At 63.7% G+C, this 20,882-nt stretch carries 15 protein-coding genes; 4 read left to right on the top strand and 11 right to left on the bottom strand.

Annotated elements, in window-relative coordinates:
* Positions 1–17: 17 nt before the first annotated feature.
* From G6N78_RS23830 to G6N78_RS23790, 9 genes are all read right to left on the bottom strand, one after another.
* On the bottom strand, positions 18–1,160 hold the full coding sequence (locus G6N78_RS23830) for an acyl-CoA dehydrogenase family protein (RefSeq protein ID WP_165224839.1): 1,143 nt from the start codon (positions 1,158–1,160) through the stop codon (positions 18–20).
* A 16-nt stretch (positions 1,161–1,176) separates the two neighbouring features.
* Complete coding sequence (locus G6N78_RS23825; RefSeq protein ID WP_165224836.1) at positions 1,177–2,361, bottom strand: acetyl-CoA C-acyltransferase; 1,185 nt, start codon at positions 2,359–2,361, stop codon at positions 1,177–1,179.
* Between the two features lie 130 nt (positions 2,362–2,491).
* The gene (locus G6N78_RS23820) at positions 2,492–3,661 is read right to left on the bottom strand and encodes a phenylacetate--CoA ligase family protein (protein WP_165224833.1); all 1,170 of its coding nucleotides are present in this window, start codon (positions 3,659–3,661) and stop codon (positions 2,492–2,494) included.
* A gap of 26 nt (positions 3,662–3,687) precedes the next feature.
* Positions 3,688–4,512 (bottom strand): ABC transporter ATP-binding protein, encoded by an 825-nt coding sequence (locus tag G6N78_RS23815; protein WP_165224830.1) that lies wholly within the window; start codon positions 4,510–4,512, stop codon positions 3,688–3,690.
* Positions 4,513–4,586: 74 nt separating this feature from the next.
* Positions 4,587–5,873 carry an ABC transporter substrate-binding protein gene (locus G6N78_RS23810; RefSeq protein ID WP_165224827.1) on the bottom strand — a complete coding sequence of 429 codons (1,287 nt, stop codon included), beginning with the start codon at positions 5,871–5,873 and terminating at the stop codon, positions 4,587–4,589.
* An 80-nt stretch (positions 5,874–5,953) separates the two neighbouring features.
* Positions 5,954–7,030: a branched-chain amino acid ABC transporter permease gene (locus G6N78_RS23805; RefSeq protein ID WP_165224824.1), complete on the bottom strand. Its 1,077-nt coding sequence runs from the start codon at positions 7,028–7,030 to the stop codon at positions 5,954–5,956.
* Between the two features lie 4 nt (positions 7,031–7,034).
* Entirely contained in the window at positions 7,035–8,021 is a 987-nt protein-coding gene (locus G6N78_RS23800) for a branched-chain amino acid ABC transporter permease (protein ID WP_165224821.1), read from the bottom strand.
* Positions 8,022–8,050: 29 nt separating this feature from the next.
* Entirely contained in the window at positions 8,051–8,878 is an 828-nt protein-coding gene (locus G6N78_RS23795; protein WP_165224818.1) for an ABC transporter ATP-binding protein, read from the bottom strand.
* Positions 8,875–10,842 (bottom strand): AMP-binding protein, encoded by a 1,968-nt coding sequence (locus G6N78_RS23790; RefSeq protein WP_165224815.1) that lies wholly within the window; start codon positions 10,840–10,842, stop codon positions 8,875–8,877. The genes G6N78_RS23795 and G6N78_RS23790 overlap by 4 nt, the downstream gene beginning before the upstream one ends.
* A 194-nt stretch (positions 10,843–11,036) precedes the next feature.
* Here G6N78_RS23790 and G6N78_RS23785 point away from each other — a divergent pair, with 194 nt between their 5' ends.
* The 4 genes from G6N78_RS23785 (at position 11,037) to G6N78_RS23770 (ending at position 17,008) form a co-directional block, all read left to right on the top strand.
* Positions 11,037–12,959, top strand: a complete 1,923-nt coding sequence (locus G6N78_RS23785; protein ID WP_165224812.1) for a PAS-domain containing protein — start codon at positions 11,037–11,039, stop codon at positions 12,957–12,959.
* Positions 12,956–13,660, top strand: coding sequence for a response regulator transcription factor (locus tag G6N78_RS23780; protein ID WP_165224809.1), 705 nt, complete (start codon positions 12,956–12,958; stop codon positions 13,658–13,660). Before G6N78_RS23785 ends, G6N78_RS23780 begins: the two co-directional genes overlap by 4 nt.
* 161 nt (positions 13,661–13,821) lie before the next feature.
* Positions 13,822–14,823, top strand: coding sequence for a TAXI family TRAP transporter solute-binding subunit (locus G6N78_RS23775; protein ID WP_165224806.1), 1,002 nt, complete (start codon positions 13,822–13,824; stop codon positions 14,821–14,823).
* A gap of 94 nt (positions 14,824–14,917) precedes the next feature.
* A complete protein-coding gene (locus G6N78_RS23770; protein WP_165224803.1) occupies positions 14,918–17,008 on the top strand; it encodes a TRAP transporter permease in 2,091 nt (696 codons plus the stop codon).
* A gap of 51 nt (positions 17,009–17,059) precedes the next feature.
* Here the strand turns inward: G6N78_RS23770 and G6N78_RS23765 are convergent, their stop codons facing one another.
* Both G6N78_RS23765 and G6N78_RS23760 read right to left on the bottom strand, forming a co-directional pair.
* Complete coding sequence (locus G6N78_RS23765) at positions 17,060–18,724, bottom strand: sensor histidine kinase (RefSeq protein ID WP_165224800.1); 1,665 nt, start codon at positions 18,722–18,724, stop codon at positions 17,060–17,062.
* A 130-nt stretch (positions 18,725–18,854) separates the two neighbouring features.
* On the bottom strand, positions 18,855–20,723 hold the full coding sequence (locus G6N78_RS23760) for a serine aminopeptidase domain-containing protein (RefSeq protein WP_165224798.1): 1,869 nt from the start codon (positions 20,721–20,723) through the stop codon (positions 18,855–18,857).
* Positions 20,724–20,882 lie beyond the last annotated feature (159 nt).

The following is a 20,882-nucleotide window of genomic DNA, read 5'->3' as shown; positions in this document are numbered from 1 at the left end:
CTCCTCTGCCGCCTTCCTCACGCTTCGGACAGGACCGAGCGCGCGATGATGAGGCGCATGATTTCGTTCGTGCCTTCCAGGATCTGGTGGACGCGCAGGTCGCGGACGATCTTTTCCACGCCGTAATCCGCCAGATACCCGTAGCCACCGTGCAATTGCAGCGCGCGGTTCGCAACCTCGAAACCGGCATCCGTCACATGCTTCTTCGCCATGGCGCAAAGCCGCGTTGCCTCCGGCAGTTTGGCGTCGAGCGCCGCGGCCGCCCGCCACAGGAAGGTGCGCGAGACTTCAAGCTCGGTCGCCATGTCGGCAATGGCAAACTGCAGGGCCTGGAACTCGTTGAGCTTCTGGCCGAAGGCCTTGCGTTCGGCGGTGTAGGCGACCGCCTTGTCGAGCGCCGATTGCGCGCCACCCAGCGAGCAGGCGGCAATCGAGGTGCGCCCGCCGTCGAGCGCCTCCATCGCAAGCTTGAAGCCGGCGCCCTCCGGCCCCAGCATCGCCTCCGCCTTCACCCGCACGCGGTCCAGCATCACGGTGCGGGTCGGCTGGGCGTTCCAGCCCATCTTCTTCTCGTTCGCGCCGAAGGTGAGGCCATCCGCGCCCTTCTCGACCAGGAAGGCCGAAATGCCCTTCGGCCCCGGCCCGCCGGTTCGGGCCATCACCACGTAGAGATCGGTGGCGCCGGCGCCGGAGATGAACATCTTCTGGCCGGTCAGCACGTATTCATCGCCATCCCGTTCGGCGCGCGTCGTGAGCGCTGCCGCGTCCGAGCCGCAGGCGGGCTCGGTCAGGCAGTAGGAGGCGAGAATCTCGCCGGCACAGAGGCGCGGCAGATAGCTTGTCTTCTGCGCCGCGCTGCCGTGCTTGTCGATCATGGTCGCCACCATGTTGTGGATCGAAAGATAGGCGGAAATCGCCGCGCACCCCTTGGCCAGCGCCTCATAGATCAGCACCGCCTCAATGCGGCCCAGACCCGATCCGCCATGTTCTTCCGAGACCATGATGCCGCCAAGCCCCAGCGCTGCGGCATTGCGGATCACATCGACGGGGAAATGCCGCGTCTGGTCCCATTCCAGCGCCTGCGGCGCGATCTCGTCACGCGCAAAGTTTTCGGCCATCTCGCGGATGGCGGCTTGTTCTTCGGTGAGTGAAAAATCCATGGGGTCTATCCTGGGCTCAATCCATTGTCTCAAGGGCAAGGGCCGTGGCCTCGCCGCCGCCGATGCACACGCTCGCGACACCGCGCCGGCCACCGCTTGCCTTCAGGGCAGCGAGCAGCGTCACGAGGATACGGGCACCCGACGCACCGATCGGGTGGCCAAGCGCGCAGGCGCCGCCATTCACGTTCACCCGGTCGGCGGGCAGATCGAGATCGCGCATTGCGGCCATGGCCACCACCGCAAAGGCCTCGTTGATCTCAAACAGGTCCACCTCACCCGCCGACCATCCGGTGCGTTCAAAAAGCCTGTTCATCGCGCCGATCGGCGCCGTCGGGAAAAGCCGCGGCTCGTTGGCATAGCTGGCATGGCCAATGATGCGGGCAAGCGGCGACAAGCCCCGGCGCTCCGTCTCGTCCGCCGTCATCAGCACCAACGCCGCCGCGCCATCGCTGATCGAGGAGGAGTTGGCTGCTGTTACCGTGCCATCCGCTCGAAAGGCGGGCTTCAGCTGCGGAATCTTGTCGGGCCTTGCATTGCCGGGCTGTTCATCCACGGAGACCGTGGTGCCGCTGCCCTTGCCGAACACCGGCACGGCGGCAACCTCGCCAGCAAACCGGCCTTCGTTGATCGCAGCCTTTGCGCGTGAGAGGGACCGGAGCGCATAGGCATCCTGTGCCTCGCGGGTGAACTGATAGGCCTCGGCGCAATCCTCCGCAAACGTGCCCATCAGCCGGCCACGGTCATAGGCGTCTTCCAGCCCGTCGAGGAACATGTGGTCGATCACCCGGCCATGGCCCATGCGATAGCCGCCGCGCGCCCGGTCGAGCAGGTAGGGCGCATTCGACATGCTTTCCATGCCGCCGGCGACCATCACATCCGCCTGGCCGGCGAGGATCGCGTCATGCGCCATCATCACCGTCTTCATGCCGGAGCCGCACATCTTGTTGACGGTGGAGGCGGGCGTGGAGACCGGCAGACCGGCACCGAGTGCTGCCTGGCGCGCCGGCGCCTGGCCCTGGCCGGCGAGCAGGACGCAGCCCATCAGGACTTCATCGACGCCGGAAGTCTCGACACCAGCCCGCTCCAGCGCCGCCGAAATCGCAACCGCGCCGAGTTCCGCCGCCGTTTTCGATCCGAGCGCGCCCTGGAACCCGCCCATCGGGGTTCTCGCCGCGCCGACGATCACCACGTCATGCCGCATGGTCTTCTCCTCCTGCCATGAGCGCCGAAGGCCTCATGTCTCATCTCCCGATGACAGATCTATGCCCCTTTGAGCGATGCGAACAGGGGGGCGGCGCAATGCCGCTCCCCTCCCCTCACGAGAAACCGGCTCAATCATAGCTGCGGCGGTCTTCGATCACCTTGCCGTCATTGGGCAGCGCGCCGGGCGGCAGAAGCTCCACCTGGCCGCGCATCTTGAGCGTCGCGACGATGCTCTGCTCGTAGAGCGCCGGGTTCGTCGCCCGCGTTTCGATCTGTACCGTCATGATGTCCATCTCGCCCTCGCGGCTCGCCACCACCCGGGCCCGGGCGATCTCGTCATGGCGGGCGACCAGTTGCGCAACCTGCTCGGGGCGCACGAACATGCCCTTGATCTTCGTTGTCTGGTCGGCGCGCCCCATCCAGCCCTTGATGCGGCGGTTGGTGCGCCCGCACGGACTTGCTCCCGGGAGGATGGCGGAGAGATCCCCTGTCGCAAACCGCACCAGCGGGTAATCCGGGTTGAGCGAGGTGACGACCACTTCTCCCACCTCGCCATCCGGCACCGGACGATCGGAACCGGGTCGCACGATCTCGACGATCACGCCCTCATCCAGGATGAGGCCCTCCATGGCGGGCGATTCATAGGCGATGTTGCCGAGATCTGCTGTCGCATAGACCTGCAGGCAGGTGATGCCGCGATCGGCGTAATATTGCCGGAGGCTCGGGAAAAGCGCCCCGCCGGAGACCGCAGCACGGCGGATCTTCAGGGTCTCGCCCAGTTCCTCGGCCTTTTCCAGGATCACCTTCAGGTAATCGGGCGTGCCGGCGTAGACGGTGGTGCCGATATCGGCGGCGGCGCGCACCTGCAGTTCCGTCTGGCCGGTCCCTGCGGGCAGGATCGCCGCCCCCACCGCCCGCGCGCCGTTTTCGAAGATCATGCCGGCGGGCGTCAGATGATAGCCGAAGCAGTTGTGGACGATATCGCCCGGGCCGACACCCAGCGCATGCAGGAAACGGCCCATGCGCCACCAGTCATGGCTGACGCCGCCCGGCTCATAGATTGGGCCCGGCGACTGGAAATAATGCACGACATTGCCGACGGGCAGGTTGCCGAAGGGCGGCTTGGCCTTCTGCCGCTGCGAGATATCGGCCTTGCGGAGGACCGGAAGGTTCGACAGTTCCGACAGCGCCGCCAGCGGTGCCTGCCCGTGACGGGACAAAAGCGTGTTCAGCGCCGTCAGCTGATCGGCTTCGCGCTCATCCTGCGAACGGGTCTCGAGGTGATCGAAATGGCTCATGGTCAGTGTCCTTGCCTCTGCCGTCCTCATGCCAGCCACCGCTTGCGGCGACGGTAGCTTCGGACATCGCGGAAGCTGTTGCGTCCCTTGTCCGACATGCCGAGATAGAATTCCTTGACGTCCGGGTTCTCGCGCAGATCCTTCGCCGGCCCGTCCATGACGACGCGACCGCTTTCCAGGATGTAGCCGTAATGCGCATAGCGCAGCGCGACATTTGTGTTCTGCTCGGCGAGCAGGAAGGTAACGCCCTCGCCTTCATTCACCGCCTTGACGATCTCGAAGATCTGCTCGACCAGTTGCGGGGCGAGCCCCATGCTGGGTTCATCGAGAAGGATGGTTTCCGGCCGGCTCATCAGCGCCCGGCCGATCGCCGTCATCTGCTGCTCGCCGCCGGAGGTGTAACCGGCCTGCGATTTGCGTCGCTCCTTCAGCCGCGGGAAATAGGTGTAGACCATGTCGAGGTCGCGCCTTACCGCGGCGCTACCATCCCGGCGGGTATAGGCGCCGGTCAGCAGGTTTTCCTCGACGGTCAGATGCTCGAAGCAGTGGCGCCCTTCCATGACCTGGATGACGCCGCGGCTGACGAGATCGGCTGGCGACAGGTCCTGCACGCGGTCGCCGCGATAGACGATCGAGCCCTTGGTCACCTCGCCGCGCTCGGATTTCAACAGGTTCGAAATCGCCTTCAGCGTCGTCGTCTTGCCGGCGCCATTGCCGCCGAGAAGCGCCGTGATGCCGCGCTTGGGCACGGACAGGCTGACGCCCTTCAGCACGAGGATGACGTGGTTGTAGATCACCTCGATATTGTTGACCTCCAGAAGCGTCTGGTCGGTGGTGGTGGCATTCAGCATGGCTGTCGTCCCGGCGAGAGGTTCTAGACACCGCCCCGGAGACATGTCCGGGGCGGTCATGGCTTGCGCGCCGCTTACTTGCAGCGCTCGGCGATGTTGTTTTCCTTCGCGTAGGCTGCGGAATCCTCCATGATCAGCGGCGTCAGCACATCGTCGTCCGGCGCGATGAAATCGGTCACCAGGTTCCACTTCTTGGCCTTGGCATCCCATTGCTGGATCAGCGCCGCTCCCGGTCCGCCATGGTCGGCGCAGGTCGCCTTGAACGGCTGGCCGAACTTCGGCAGGCCGAGTTCGGCCATGCGCGCCTCGGTGATTTCCAGCTGTTCGAAACCGTTGCGCAGGTCGGCAGCGGTGATCGAAGCCTTGCCGGCGATCGCCTGCGCCTTGCGGATCGCCTCCGAAATCACCAGCGCCGCATACATGCCGCGCGAATAGAGAACGGAACCGACCTGATCCCCCGCGCCGCTCGCCTTGCCGGCGTCGAGGACGTATTTCTTGATGTCCTTGTAGACGGGGTATTCCATGCCCGTGCCGTGCATGGCGAGCGACTTGTAGCCATCCGCGCCCATGCCCGCCGGCAGCACGTCGTTTTCCGAACCGGACCACCAGACACCAATGAAATTCTTCATCGGAAAGTTGATGTTGGCCGCTTCCTGGATCGCCACGGCATTCATCACGCCCCAGCCCCACATGATGACGTAATCCGGCTTTTCACGGCGGATCTGCAGCCACTGGCTCTTCTGCTCCTGGCCCGGATGATCGACCGGAACCTGCGTCAGGGTGAAGCCGTGCTTCTTGGACAGTTCCGTCAGGGTGCGGATCGGCTCCTTGCCATAGGCCGAGTTGTGGTAGACGAGCGCGATCTTCTTGCCCTTCAGGTCCCCCTTGTTCTCGGTCAGCAGGTAGCGGATGGCGACGCTTGCCGCGTCCCAGTAGTTGGACGGGTAGTTGAACACCCATTCGAACACCTTGCCGTTGGCCGCCGAGGTGCGGCCATAGCCCGGCGTATAGAGCGGGATGCCGTCAGCGGCCATCTTCGGGATCAGCTGGTAGGTGATGCCGGTCGACAGCGGATTGTAGACGAGCGCGCCGCCGCCCTTGGTCGCCTCATAGCATTCGACGCCCTTTTCGGTGTTGTAGGCCGTTTCGCATTCGCGGATCACCACCTTCTCGCCGCCAATGCCACCGTCGCGCTGGTTGAGCAGAGTGAAATAGTCGTTGAAGCCATCGGCATAGGGAATGCCGCCGGGCGCATAGGGTCCCGTGCGGTACGACAGGTTGGGTACGATCAGATCGGCAGAGGCCGGCACGCTGGTCATCAGCATGGTGGCGGTCGCCAGGGCTGCAAGCGCTTTCTTCATCTCATTTCCTCCCAGACAAAGATGAATTCACATTCCATTCCGTGGCCCCTCGAGCCGCGGCATTCCCATCCGGCCCCCGCTCAATGCGGGAAGGGCCAAAGACGCAGTTTTTCCTTCGCCACCCGCCAGAGCTGGTTCAGCCCGTGCGGCTCAACGATCAGGAAGACGATGATGAGGCCGCCGACGATCATCAGCTCGATATGGGCGGCAAGGTCCGTCGCCCAGCCGAACTGGCCGACCAGGATATTCTTCAGGAGCACCGGCAGCAGCACCAGGAAAGCGGCACCGGCGAAACTGCCGAAGATCGAGCCGAGACCGCCGATGATGATCATGAACAGCACGAGAAAGCTCTTCTGGATGCCGAAGGCCTCGCCCACTTCGACCGCGCCGAGATAGACGGAGAAGAACAGCGCGCCGGCAATGCCGATATAGAAGGACGAGACGGCGAAGGCCGACAGTTTTGCCGTGAGCGGGTTCACCCCGATGATTTCGGCGGCGATATCCATGTCGCGGATCGCCATCCAGCGGCGACCGACCGAGCCGCGCGTGAGATTGCGGGCAAGCCAGGCAAGCGCAAAGAGGATGATCAGGCAGAAGAGATATTTGGCCCAGGCGGGCGTGCCGGCCCCCGTGACCGCGATGCCGAACATCGTGCGTTCCGGAGCGGTGATCTGGCCGGATGCCGAATAGTTGTAGAACCACGGCACCTTGTTGAACAGCCAGACCAGGAAGAACTGCGCGGCAAGCGTCGCAACGGCCAGATAGAAGCCCTTGATCCTGAGGCTCGGCAGGCCGAACAGCACGCCGACGCCTGCGGTGACGAAGCCCGCGAGAACCACATGGATGACGAAGGGAACATCCGGCATGGCGGTCATCAGCTTATAGCAGGCATAGGCGCCGACCGCCATGAACCCGCCGGTGCCAAGGCTCACCTGGCCGCAATAGCCGGTGAGGATGTTGAGCCCGATCGCCGCAATCGCATAGATCAGGAAGGGCACGAAGACCGCGTTCGCCCAGTAGTCGTTGATGAGGAAAGGCACCACGCCGAAGGCGATCGCCAGCACGAGGTAATAGCGGATGCGGTCGAACTTGATCGGAAAGGTCTGGCTGTCGGCCACATAGCTTGTCTTGAAGTCGCCGGCCTCACGGTACAGCATGATCTCACACCCTTTCGATGATGCGTTCGCCGAACAGGCCCTGCGGCCGGAAGACGAGGAAGACGAGCGCCAGCACGTAGGCGAACCAGTTTTCGGTGGCGCCGCCGACGAGCGGGCCGATGAGGAATTCGAAGAGTTTTTCGCCCATGCCGATGATCAGGCCGCCGACGATGGCGCCGGGGATCGAGGTGAAGCCGCCGAGCATCAGGACCGGCAGGGCTTTGAGCGCAATCAGCGACAGGCTGAACTGCACGCCGGATTTCGAGCCCCACATGATGCCGGCGACCAGCGCCACGATGCCGGCGATCGACCAGACGAGCACCCAGATGAAGCGCAGCGAGATGCCGACGGAAAGCGCCGCCTGGTGATCATCCGCCACGGCGCGCAAGGCGCGGCCCTGCTTGGAATATTGCGAGAAGAGGGTCAGCGCCGTGACCAGCAGGGCCGCGACGATCGCCGCCACGATGTCCAGCCGGTCGATGAAGAAGCCGTAGCCGAACCATTCACCGGTGAGGTTCTCGACGGTCTCGTCAATGCCCTTCGGAAGCCCGACATCGAGCGACTTCAGATCCGACCCCCACATCACGTCGCCGAAGCCTTCGAGGAAATAGGCGAGCCCGATCGTGGCCATGAACAGAATGATCGGCTCCTGGTTGACCAGGTGTTTCAGGATGTAGCGTTCCACCAGCACGGCGAGCAGCGTCATCACGGCGGCGGTCAGCAGGATCGCGACAAGCGCCGGCACCTTAAAGCCGAAGGTGTGGAAACTGGTGCCGAAAATGGCATTGATCAGATGCGCGAAGGGCACCTGGCCTTCCATGATGCCGACCAGCGTCAGCGCTGCAAACAGCGCCAGCACGCCTTGCGCATAGTTGAAGATGCCGCTTGCCTTGAAGATCAGCACGAAGCCGAGGGCAACAAGCGCATACATGATGCCGGCCATCAGGCCGTTCAGCATCACTTCGAGGGCGAAGAAGACCGTATCAGGCATGGACCCATTCTCCCTGTGCAATTCCCCGCTTACTCATGCGACACCCCCAGATAGGCATCGATGACCGCCTGGTTGTTGCGCACCTCGTCCGGCGTGCCGTCGCCGATCTTCTTGCCGTAATCCATGACCACCACCCGGTCCGACAGGTCCATGACGACGCCCATGTCGTGCTCGATGAGCGCGATCGTGGTGCCGAACTCGTCATTGACGTCGAGGATGAAGCGGCACATGTCCTCCTTCTCCTCGACATTCATGCCGGCCATCGGCTCATCCAGAAGCAGGAGTTTCGGTTCGGCAGCGAGCGCGCGCGCCAGTTCGACGCGTTTCTTCAGACCGTAGGGAAGCCGACCGACCGGGGTCTTGCGGATCGCCTGGATCTCGAGGAAATCGATGATCTTCTCGACCTTCTCGCGGTGTTCTGTCTCTTCGCGCTGGGCCGATCCCCACCAGAAGGATTGCGCGACGAGGCCGGTCTTCATCAGCGTCAGGCGGCCGGTCATGATGTTGTCCAGCACGCTCATGCCATCGAACAGCGCGATGTTCTGGAAGGTGCGGGCAATGCCCTGGCGCGCCACCTCATACGGTTTCATTTGCGGGCGGCGTGCGCCGCGGAACCAGACTTCGCCCTCCTGCGGCACGTAGAAGCCGGAAATGACGTTGAGCATCGAGGACTTGCCCGCGCCGTTCGGGCCGATGATCGAGCGGATTTCGCCCTCGCGAATGTCGAAGCTGATATTGGTGATGGCTTTGACGCCGCCGAAGCGCAGCGTGATGTTCTTCATCTCCATCAGGACATCGCCGATCTTGCGACCGTCCGCGGTCATGGTGTAGCTCGAAAGCGGGATCTGCGCGTTCATGCGGCCGCCCTCCGCTCGACGGTGGCAAGGGTTGCGGCATCGGCAATCTTCAGGGTCGCCTTCAAAACGCCCTTGCGGCCATCCTCGTAGGTAACCTCGGTTTCCGTGCTGATGGTGGTGGACCCGTCGTAGAGAGCGGCGATCAGGTCGGCATACTTGTCGGCGATGATGTTGCGGCGGACCTTGCGGGTGCGGGTCAGTTCGCCGTCATCGGCATCCAGTTCCTTGTGCAGGATGAGGAAACGATGGATCTGGCAGCCGGCCAGCATGCTGTCGGCGGCGACCGAGCGGTTCACCTCCTCCACATGACCGCGGATCATCTCGTAGACCTGTGGGTGGCCGGCGAGTTCCTGATAGCTCGAATAGGCGATGTTGTTGCGCTCCGCCCAGTTGCCGACCGCCGTCAGGTCGATGTTGATGAAGGCGCAGCAGCGGTCGCGACCGGCGCCGAACACCACGGCCTCCAGGATGTTGGGATAGAATTTCAGCTTGTTCTCGACGTATTTCGGGGCAAACAGGTTGCCGTCCGCCATGCGGCCGACATCCTTGGCGCGATCGATGATGCGCAGGTGCCCTGTCTGCGGCTCGAAGAAGCCGGCGTCACCCGTCGCCACCCAGCCCTCCGGATCCTTGGTGGAGGCGGTGCTGTCCGGGTTCTTGAAATATTCGACGAAGGTGCCGGGGCTGCGGTAGAAGACCTCGCCGCTCTCGGCGATCTTCACCTCGACGCCCGGCGACGGCACGCCGACCGTATCCGAGCGCACCTCGCCATCCGGCTGCTGGGTGATGAAGACGCTGGCCTCCGTCTGGCCGTACAGCTGCTTCAGGTTGATGCCGAGCGCCCGGTAGAAATCGAAGATTTCCGGCCCGATCGCCTCGCCCGCCGTGTAACCGACGCGGATGCGGCTGTAGCCGAGCGTGTTCTTCAGCGGCCCGTAGACCATCAGATCCCCCAGCCGGTAAAGCAGCCGGTCGGTGAACGAGACGGTCTTTCCGTCGAGGATCGCCGGCCCGACCTTGCGCGCATGCGCCATGAAGGTGCGAAACAGCCATTGCTTGAAGGGGGCGGCATCCTCCATGCGGATCATCACGTTGGTGAGCTGTCCTTCGAAGACCCGGGGCGGCGCGAAGAAATAGCTCGGCCCGATTTCCCGAAGGTCCGTCATCATGGTGGCGGCGCTTTCCGGGCAGTTGACGCAGAAACCCGCCCACATGGCCTGCCCCATGGAGAAGATGAAATCGCCGACCCAGGCCATGGGCAGATAGGCAAGAATCTCCTCCGACGAGGTGAGTCCGTCGAAATCGCAGGTGTTGCGCGAGGTCTCGATGATGTTGCGGTTGGAGAGAACGACGCCCTTCGGCTTGCCCGTCGTGCCCGAGGTGTAGAGCATGACGCAAGGATCGTCATAGGTGAGAGCGGCGATGCGGGCATCGAGTTCGGCCTCGAAACGGTGATGCGCCGCCTTGCCTTCGGTCCGCACGTCGGACAGCGCATTCATCCGTGCATGGTCGTATTTGCGCATGCCGCGCTTATCGACATAGACAACCTGGTCGATGCATTTGATGCGCGCCTGCACCTCGATGACCTTGTCGACCTGTTCCTGGTCGCCGCAGACGACAAAGCGGGCGCCGCAATGTTCGAGCACATATTCCGCCTCTTCGGCGACCGCATCCTGGTAGAGCGGCACAGGCACGGCACCGCACATCTGGGCGGCGACGATCGACCAATAGAGCGAAGGGCGGTTACGACCGACGACCGCGACGAAATCGCCCCGCTTCAGGCCGAGCGCCAGAAAACCCATGGCGATCGCCCGCGTTTCGGCATGCGCCTCCTGCCAGCTCCAGACCTGCCAGATGCCGAATTCCTTTTCGCGGTAGGCCGCCCGGTTTGGCAGACTTCGCGCATTGCGGGCCATCAAGGCCGGAATGGAGACAAGGCCCGCCACGGGCGCTCGATCGATCATGACTATCCTCCCCAGGAGCCCGTGATGTTCGGGCTGAGCGTGTCCGGTCTTAGCGCCGGTCTTCGTTCATGGCGGGGAGCTTCACGGCGAAGCGTTTCGCCAGTTTTTCCAAAACCTAACGAATTGTAACAGTCTTGGATTGGCTCTTCCCCGGCGAGTTCCCGAATGCTAGCGATGGGTCAGGGAGAGTTCGGATGCCGCTATCCGAGGAGGAACATAACGGCCTCATGCGTACGGGGCTGGACCTGATCAATCAGGCGCTGTCGATCTTCGACAGCGAACTCAAACTTGCGGTCTGCAACCGGCGATACCAGGTGATGTTCGACCTGCCGAACGATTACGTGACGCCGGGGGTGAGCTTCGAAAAGACGATCCGTCTTCTGGTGCAGCGCGGCGAATATGGCCCGGTGGATGACGAGGACGAGGCCGTGCGCCTGCGTGTGCGGACCGCTCAGGCCTTTGCGCCGCACTATATGGAGCGGCTGCGCTCCAACGGGCGCTGGGTCTCGGTGGAAGGCTTTCCCCTGCCGCAGGGCGGTTGGGTGACGGTCTATACCGACATCACCGAGGTGAGGACCCAGCAGCAGATGCTGCGCACTCGTTCGGCGGAACTCTCCGAACAGCTGCTGTCGAACACCGAACATCTTTCCGAGACCATTCGCGAGCTCTCCGCTGCCAACACGGCGCTGCAGGCGGCAAAGACCCAGCTGGCGGAGATGGAGGCGCGCACCCGCCTGACCACGGAAATGATGCCGGCGCATATCGCCCATGTCGATACCAACCTGCGCTACACCTATACCAACCGGCGCCTTTCCTCCGTCATTCCGGGACGGCCATCGCAGATCATCGGGCTCACCGGCTACGAGGCGCTGGGCGAGGCCTCCTTCGCCAGGATCAAGCCGCACCTTTTGCGGGCGCTTCAGGGTGAATCCTCGGTCTGCGAGTTCACCGACGAACATTCCGGCCGCCGCATCCGCACCGCGTTCAATCCCGACCGGATCGGCGACGGGCCGATCAACGGCGTCTATATCCTCTCGACGGACATTACCGAGGAAAGCCAGGCGCGGACCGCCGTTCTGCAGACGCGCAAGCGGGAACTGGCCGCGCAGCTGACCTCGGGACTTGCGCATGATTTCGCCAATCTGCTGACGGTCATCCTCGGCCTGCAATCGCGGCTGGAGCAGATGACCCTGCCGCCGGGTGCCGCCGATCTCGTCACCTCGACGCTTGCCGCCGCACGCCGGGGCGGCACGCTGATCGATCGCATCGCCTCAATGTCCGGCCAGAAGGTACAGCGCCCCGGACCGGTGGACGTGCCGCGGTTCCTCGAGGATCTTAGCCTGCTGGCCGGCCCCGCTTTGCCGGATCATATCTCACTCGACATCGAGAGCGCGGAGATCGCCAAACCGCTGGTTCTCGATGCCGGCGCGTTGCAGGATTCGCTGCTGAACCTCATCCTCAACGCCAAGGATGCGATCGGTGCTGCACCCGGCACGATCAGCATCCGTGCCCGCACGGTTCACGATACCTGGGTGGAGTTCACGGTCTCGGATACCGGCTCCGGTTTTTCCCCTCAAGCGCTCACCCATGCCTTCGATCCGTTCTTCACGACCAAGGGGGGCGAGGGTTCCGGGCTCGGGCTGTCGATGGTGTACGATCAGGCGACGATCGCGGGTGGCACCGTGCGGCTGGAGAACCGGCCGGAAGGAGGCGCAAGGATCGAGCTTCGCCTGCCCTACCGCGAAGCGATTCTCGCCGATCGACCGCAGCTCGTCCTTCTCGTGGAAGACAATGACGACATCCGCGAAAGCGTGCGCGACATGCTGCGCGCACTCGGTCATTCGGTCGTCGAGGCAGCGAATGCCGATGAGGCGGAAAGCCTCGCGGACCTGCCGGAACTCGATCTTGTGCTGACCGATCTTCACCTCAAGGGAGCACGCAATGGACTGGAACTCGCACAAAGCCTCAGCATGCGCCAGAATCTGCCGGTCGGCGTCATGACCTCGCTTCCCGCCGCTGCACCGCTGCGCAAGGCTGCAGGAGACCGTTTCCCGCTTCTGCCCAAGCCCTTCGATGACCGGGCGCTGGCCCATTTCCTGGCCGGAGTGAACGGATGACCGAACCGCTCGTCGCGATCCTCGATGATGAACCACAGATCCGGGCAGTGCTCTCGGAGGCGCTCGCCGAAGCCGGCTTTCGCACCATGACCTTTGGCCGCGCCAGCGAATTCGAGGCCTCGCTGAAACGCTGCGTTCCGGATGTCTGCCTGGTCGATCTCGGCCTGCCGGATCGCGACGGGCTGCTGCTCGTGCATCGCCTGGCACTCGATTCCGGCGCGGCGATCATCATCATCTCCGGCAGAGCCCAGGTGCAGGACCGGGTGATGGGCCTGGAGCTCGGCGCCGACGACTACATCATCAAGCCCTTCGAACCGGCAGAAATCGTCGCGCGGGTGCGGGCGCGGCTGCGCAAGGGCCGCCCGGTCGCGGAACGGACGACGCAGGTCGCCCGCTTCGACGGCTGGACGGCCCTCTTCGACAGCTACACGCTGCTTTCCGATACAGGCGAGCAGGTGTCCTTCTCCAATGCGGAAGGCCAGGTGCTGCGGCTGTTTCTGGAGCGTCCACGCCGGCTGATTTCCAGGACCCAGATGCAGGAGGCGCTGGGCGGCGCGGCCGGCGACAGCTTTGATCGCGCCATGGATGTGCGCATTTCCCGCCTGCGCACCAAGCTTGGCGAGGACCCGAAGAACCCGGCGCTGATCAAGACGATCTACGGTGCGGGCTATATCTTCCTCGGCGATGTTCACTGGGAATAGTCGAACGGCACGGAAGCGAGCATGGAGACCGGAACGGCGGGTCAAGATCAGACTTCGTCAGCGTTTGGGATTTCGGCAAAATTATGTTCAAAAGGTTGCCGAAACTAGCAGGACGTTCTACTTTGCGCCCATAACAAACAATCCAAGGAGAAGGAACGGTCATGAAACACGTTAAATTCCTCGCGGGCGCTGTGCTCGCTCTCGGCCTGGCGGCGTCGGCCAGTGCACAGGAGATGTCCTTCTTCCGGATCGGCACGGGCGGCACGGCCGGCACCTATTATCCGATCGGCGGGCTTCTGGCGAACGCGATCTCCAGCCCGCCCGGTTCGCGCAGCTGCGACAAGGGCGGTTCCTGCGGCGTTCCGGGCCTGGTCGCCTCGGCGCTCTCCTCCAACGGTTCCGTTGCCAACATCAACGCCATCGCCGGCGGCACGCTGGAATCCGGTTTTGCCCAGTCGGACGTGGCCACCTGGGCCCATTCAGGCACCGGCATCTGGGAAGGCAAGCCTGCCGTTGAAAAGCTGCGCGCAATTGCCAACCTCTATCCGGAAAGCATCCATCTCGTGGCCAGCGCCGCGTCCGGCATCAGCAGCGTGAAGGATCTGAAGGGCAAGCGGGTTTCGCTGGACGAACCGGGCTCCGGCACGCTCGTCGATGCGCGCATCATCCTCGAAGGCTATGGCCTCAAGGAGCAGGACGTCACGGCCGAATTCCTGAAGCCGGACCAGGCTGCCGACCGCATGCGCGACGGCGCCATGGATGCCTTCTTCTTCGTGGGCGGCTTCCCCGCCGGCGCGATTGCCGAACTGGCGAGCCAGCACAAGGTCAAGCTGGTGCCGATCACCTGCGAGGAAGCTCCGTCGATCTGCGAAAAATACACCTTCTTCGCCTCCGACACGGTGCCGGGCGGCACCTATGAAGGCAATCCGGATGCGGTAAAGACCCTGTCCGTCGGCGCCCAGTGGATCACCAGCGCCGACCAGCCGGAAGAGCTGATCTACGGCATCACCAAGGCGCTGTGGAACGACAGCACCCGCAAGCAGCTGGACGCCGGCCATGCCAAGGGCAAGGCCATCACCAAGGAAACGGCGCTCAACGGCGTCGGCATTCCGCTGCATCCGGGCGCCGAGAAGTTCTACAAGGAAGCCGGGCTTCTCAAGTAATCAATGAGGCATGCCGCAACGGCATCTCACGGAAATGGGGTCGTGCAGCAACTGCGCGGCCCTGCTTGTCTTTGGATAGCAGGAGATGGGTCTCATGACGAACGATAGAAGCAAGGTTGAGACCGCGGACGAGGTCCGTCACCTGTCGGCGGACGAGCTGCAGGCGATCGAGGAGACCTATGATCCCGAACTGCGGTTTCGGGTACTGGCCTGGCCACTGACCATCGTGACGGCGGCAATCCTGTTCCTTCTGTCCTGCTATCATTTCTACACAGCCGGCTTCGGCATTCCCCAGGCGACGGTTCACCGGGGTCTGCATCTCGGCGTCACCCTGCTCGTCGTGTTCCTGAGCTTTTCCGCGTTCGGCAAGAAGGAGATCCGGCCGGGCGCCCTCGCTCCGTTCGGCCTGCCGCTGATCGACTGGCTGCTCGGCATCGCCGGTCTTGTCACCGCGCTCTATGTGCCGTGGATCTACAGCGAGCTTGCCTTCCGCGTCGGCAATCCGCTGCCGATCGACATCATCATGGGAACGGTGCTGATCGTGGCGCTGCTCGAAGCCGTGCGCCGCTCCATGGGCTGGCCGCTGCCGGTGATCGCGATCCTGTTCATCGCCTATGCCTATTACGGCAAGTCGATGCCGGGCATTCTCGTGCATCCGGGCGCGAGCTGGGCGAATATCGTCAACCACCTCTACCTCACCTCGCAGGGCATCTACGGAACTGCGCTCGGCGTCATCGCCACCTATGTCTTCCATTTCGTGCTGTTCGGCGTGATGGCGACGCGCATCGGCCTCGGACAGTTGTTCATCGACATCGCCTCGGCGCTCGCCGGCCGTTATGCCGGCGGCCCGGCCAAGGTGTCCGTGCTGTCGTCGGCCTTGCTGGGCTCGATCTCGGGCTCCTCGATCGCCAATACCGTGACCACCGGCGCGCTCACCATTCCGGCGATGATCCGCATCGGGTATCCCCGCCATTTCGCCGCTGCGGTGGAGGCGGCCGCCTCTACCGGTGGGCAGATCACGCCGCCGGTCATGGGCGCCGTCGCCTTCCTGATGATCGAATATCTCGGCCTGCCGCTGACCACCATTCTCACGGCGGCCCTCGTTCCAGCCTTCATGCATTTCTTCGGCGTGCTGGTGCAGGTGCATCTCGAAGCCAAGCGCCTGGGCCTGCGTGGTCTTTCCGCCGCGGAACTGCCCAATGCCTGGAAGGTGCTGAAGGAAGGCTGGCTGACGGTCATTCCGCTGATCATCCTGGTGGCGGTGCTCCTCTCCGGACGCACGCCGTTTGCCGCCGCGTTCTGGTCCATCACCGCCTGCGCCTGCGTGCTGCTGATCCAGCAGGTGCGTGCACAAGGCCTGCTCGGCGGCCTGGCCGGAACCGCGCACGGGATCTGGGAAGGGTTCGTTCTGGGCGCCAAGCAGTCGCTGTCGGTGACGGCAGCGGCAGCCCTCGTCGGCGTCGTCATCGGCGTCGTGACGCTCACCGGCGTCGGCTTCAAGATTGCCTACATGGTCACCACCGTTGCGCAGGATTGGGCGGGATCGGTGCATGGCCTGCTGAGCGTCCTGCCCTTCGAGGTGATGGGCGTCCCGACTCTGACCCTGCTCTTCACGCTGATCCTGACGGCCATCGTCTGCATCCTGATGGGCTGCGGCATTCCGACAACCGCCAACTACATCATCATGGTGGCGGTGGCGGCACCGATCCTCGGCCTGCTCGGCGTCGAGCAGCTGGTCGCCCACTTCTTCGTTTTCTATTACGGTGTTCTGGCGGATGTCACTCCGCCCGTCGCCATGGCGGCCTATGCCGGCGCCGGCATTGCCGGAGCCAACGCCTTCAAGGCCGGCAACACGGCGTTCCGGCTCAGCATGGGCAAGGCGCTGGTGCCTTTCGTCTTCGCCTTCCAGCCGGCGCTGCTGCTGGTGACGGCGGACTTCACCTGGGGCAATTTCTTCCTCGCGTTCGGCGGTACCGTGCTTGGCATCATCGCGCTTGCGGCGGCCGTGTCCAACTGGCTGTTTGCGCCGCTCTACTGGTTCGAACGCATCGCGCTCGTCTTTTCGGCCATCCTGCTTGTGGCCCCGGACCTGACGGCAACGATCATCGGACTGCTGCTGGTCGCACCGATTGCGGCGCGCCAGCTGATGGGCCGGAAGAACACCGGCGGAAGCGCGGAGAGCTGACCGCGAGGCTTGGACATACTTTGGCGCCACGACGGAGCGGCTGGCCAGCCATCAGCTGGCCGCCGCCTTGTCTGCCTCGACCTGAGGCGACATGCGGAAGCTGAGCTTGAACTCCAGGCCTTCCGCTGCGAAGTCGGAGGTCACCTCCGGATCATACGCAACGGGGAAGGCAAGCCGGATGAGCTTCGAGCCGAAACCTTCGCGCGCCGGAACAGTGACGGGCGGGCCACCGCGTTCCCGCCAGATCAACGATAATCGCCTGTTCTCTTCGACCCAGGAGATGGACAGGCGACCTTCCGGAACAGAAAGACAGCCATATTTCAGGGCATTGGTTCCGAGCTCGTGCAGCACCAGCGACAGCGCGACCGCGACATCCGGCTGCAACAGGCAATGGGGACCGGACAGAGTGATCGTGCCGTCGTCCTCGGCGCGCAGCGGTTGCATCACCCGTTCCGCCACTTCGCGAATGGAGGCATTGTTCCAGTCGTCCGAGAGCAACGCATCATAACCGCCGGCAAGTGCTGCGACGCGCCGCTGGAAGGAGACGATCTGCTGATCCTGGCCGCGAAAGGTCTGCCTCACGATCGCCTGGATGACGGACAAGGTGTTTTTCACCCGGTGGGAAAGCTCCCGCGCCATCAGACGACGTTTTTCGTCCGCCGCGACCGAGGCTTGGCGGCGCACCTCGATCTCGTCCAGCAAACCGTCCACCGCAGCGCCCACAAGCCCAAGCTCGCCGTGGCTGCCTTCCATGCGAGTCCGCGCGCTGTTGTCGCCTTCGCGCCAGCGCCCGACGACCTCTACAATATTCTGGATCGGCTCCAGGATGACCCGGCGGCCGACCAGGCTGGCCGCCATGAAGGCGAGCAGAATGCCGGCGAGCATCATCAGAATGCCGGTGACCGTCGCCCTGTTCACCGGAGCAAGCGCCCTGTCCTTGGAAATCCCGACGCTGGCATAAAGCGGGTTGTGTGCCGTGATCGGCTGATAGCCGAGGATCCGCACCGTTCCGTCCTGGCTGGTAACTTCCAGGCTCCCGGGCGCCGCGGCCGTGACGAGATAGCGGTAGCGTTCCGGAATGGTCGTGCCGACAAAACTGTCCGGATGGGGATTGCGGGCGATGACGACACCCTGACGATCGGCAATCGTCACCGACGCGCCCTCCGGAATGGTGCGCGCGGTGATCCTCTGCTGCAGCCAACTCAACCGCAGACCGGTGGCAATGACCCCTACCGTATTGCCGTCACGCGTCAGACGGAAGGCGACCGGCACGATGGGCTGGCTCGAAACACGCGCAATGGTATAGCCGCCGACGACGACGTCATCGGATGTCATGGCGCTCATGATGTAGTCTCGATCGGAGAAATCCGTGCCGGGCTGCCAGTTCAGCGTATCGCAGGTCAGCCGGCCCTTCTCGTCCAGCACGATGATGTTGCCGACGAAAGCGCCGAGCTTTTCCGACACCGCAAGCAAGGCCTCATGGCAATCGCCGCCCTGGCCTGCCGTCAAGGCAGGAATGGCCGCGGTGGCAACCAGCAGACCACGGACACCTTCCAGCACCGTCTCGAGTTCGAGTGCAACCTGCTGCGATGCGCGAATCGCCTGCTCATGCACCTCGTCGTGACGTTCCTGGCGAACCTTGAACTCATTGTATCCGAGCATGCCCAAGGCCGGCAAAAGGGCGGTCAACGTCACTGCAGCGAGGCGTCTCCTCATGATCTCCCCCCCGGCCCGAGAGGCCCATCGCCTCATTTGACGCAGCCCTTGTCAAGCGATGCCGAAACTATGACGGTTGTGCTCTCATCGCAAGAAGAAGGTTAACCTCCCGTAACGTATCTGTGCGGATTTACAACTTTTCAGGCATCAGGCGCTGCACCATGCGGACGATCGTGTCGGCATAGATCGCGCGGGCGGCACTGGGCGTCAGGTTGTGGTCGGTCTCTTCAAGAAAGGTGAGGCTGACTTCTGGATACCGGCCTAGATCGCGCCCCTCCGGGCCGAAATGATACTGGAGATGGTCCGTCCCGACATCGCCGCGGCTGTAGAGCAAGGAGACTGGCACCTCGCGCGCGGCCAAGCATTCGAATGCGCCGTGCACCGCCCGGCGTTCTGCTCGACGGCGGAAGGTGATGCCGGTCCGCGACGACACCTGCTCCTCGACCTTGCGGAGAAGCGTGGCAGCAAGATTCTTTGCAGAGCCTGCCAAGTCGATCTCGCCGCGCACGACGCGCAGGACGGTCTTCGGGTTGAGCAGCTTCCGACGATAGGTCGCAAGGCTCTGCGGCATGGCACGCAAATCCTCCTGCAAGGGACGGTCCTCGTCCCAGACGAAACAATAGGGATTGACGAGAACGAGGCCGCGCAGCCGATCGTCATGAAGCCCGGTTCGGAAGGCGAGATAGGCGCCGCTGCAACGTCCGACGGCGAGGATCGGAGCGTTCGGGAGCGAGGTGCCGAGAAAATCCAAGGCCTCCCGTGCATCATTCTCCTGCGTCGGGGAATACAGAACCTGGTGAGGTGCGCCGATCGCCGGCGGGCTGTCAGCCACGCCGGCGCAATCGAAGCGCAGAGAGGGGATCCCGGCCGCAGCCAGCTGCCGAGCGGTCTCAGTCGTCAACCTCCCCCAGCCAGCGTGACGGTCGTAGGCCGAGCCGAAGAACAGCACCACGGGCTTGTTCGTCGCCTGTTTCGGCTGGCACAGAACGCCGGCAAGACGGTGACCATCCCCAAAGCGCACTCCCGTCTCGACAAAGGCGGCGGACTGGAGCACCGCTGGCGGTGTCGAGGGTGGCGGTATCGAGGGAGCCGGTCCCGTTGCACCGGCATCCTCCGCCGCCTCGGTCTCGATCCACGCGACCAGCCTATCGACGGTGTCCTGCGGAATCCGGGCGTTGATCGGACCGGGGATCAGAGCCTCGTAGCCATCAAAGGCATGACGTTCGACGCCAAGGCCGTTTCTTTCCAGGTCTTCGGCAAAGCCATCGGTGCCGACCTGCCCTGGTCGCTCCAACACCAGGCACGGAACGGCAGCCGGCGGCACCGGCGCCGTCAGCTTCATTCGTCCGACCTCGCTTGCGATTTCGGCCGGCATCACAAGGCTTGCGATGGCGGTCACACCCGAAGGCTGGCGGTCTTCGGCTTTCAGGTTCAGGCTGTCGTCCACGACCTTTGCCCAGACAGACAGTTCACGCAGATAGCCACGCCCCGAGAGGACCGGCGCCAACAGTGCGAGCCCGGCAAGGTCGGTGATCTCCGGCGACGCCTGGAGCGCAAGCGAGGCGCCGAGGCCCTGTCCGATCAGAATGATCCGGCCAACCCCTCTTTTGTTCAGCCAGGCGGCAGCCTGAACAAGGCTCTCCCGCCAGCCGGCAAGGCCGCTTGCGAAGGATACAGGATCGAGCGAATCCCCCGTTCCGGGATAATCGAACCGCAGGCTGGGGATACCCAAGGCGGAGAGACGCTCAGCAATGACACGGAAAAACTTGCGGGTCGACAATTCCTCCAGCCCCCAGGGCGCGGCAAACAGCACGACCGTTTTTTTCGCAGCCTCCGGATCACCCGCGGGCATGAAGCGGCCGGCGCACAAACCGAAGGCGACGGGCTCGGCAGCAGGCAACTGCCCTGGCATGGGGGGCCGAAGAGCGCGAGAGCGCCCGGCTGTCGTCGAGGGAAGACGGTCCGAACGGAGGTCCGCCTGCTGCATGGATGTCGTCATCACTGAAATGTGTCCGTCAGTCGGAGCCATACGCTTGGGAGGCCAAGACGCATCCTCGTCCGGTTCGACAGACCCTAGGGCAAAAGCTATTACCGATGATTATCAATGATCGTTAAAATGTGAGTATTCTCTGATTTTGGCACAGCCTATGGTCGGAAT

It is taken from the genome of Allorhizobium pseudoryzae (assembly GCF_011046245.1).
Taxonomy (GTDB): Bacteria; Pseudomonadota; Alphaproteobacteria; order Rhizobiales; family Rhizobiaceae; genus Neorhizobium; species Neorhizobium pseudoryzae.
Note: the sequence above shows the minus strand (reverse complement) of the source record. Positions and strands in the feature narration are given on the sequence as shown.